Here is a 517-nt window from a genome sequence, read left to right as displayed (position 1 = left end):
GAAAAGAAACCCTAATTTATCCGAAAAGTAAAAATTATCAAGCACTTCCGAAGCCCTCGATATCGACCTTACCATCCATTCATTTCTTATCCGCTTCATATGTTCGATCCGTTCCCCACGGATAAAACGGAGGCATATCCGTGCTGCTTTTCATTTTGAAATCAGCTTTCCTTTTTTCGAGAAAAGCCTCAATTCCTTCTAGTGCATCAGCTTGTTTTCCGGTCCAATGAATCATTTTCGATTCTATTTTGTGTGATTCAACAGGATGGTTCGCACCGAGCATGGACCACATTAACTGCCGGGATAGCGTCACAGAGACGGAAGATGTATTTTCCGCAATGTCTGTCGCAATCTCCATTGCTGCAGACATCAATTCTTCTGGCTCGACGATCTTGTTTACCAGCCTTCCCTCATATGCTTCACTGGCCGTAATCATCCTGCCGGTAAAAATCCATTCGGAAGCTTTGCCCATTCCGACAAGTCTAGGCAAGAACCAGCCGCTGCATGCCTCCATCGT

At 45.1% G+C, this 517-nt stretch carries 1 protein-coding gene; it reads right to left on the bottom strand.

What is annotated here, in order from left to right; all coding sequences use genetic code 11:
* Positions 1-79: 79 nt before the first annotated feature.
* Positions 80-517, bottom strand: a 438-nt coding sequence (locus AC1DVB_RS27915; RefSeq protein WP_477592106.1) for an enoyl-CoA hydratase-related protein, incomplete at its 5' end; no start/stop codon positions are given.

Source organism: Peribacillus sp. P4_D6, assembly GCF_056401795.1.
The sequence above is the reverse complement of the archived record's forward strand: the minus strand, read 5'-3'. Positions and strand labels throughout refer to the sequence as shown.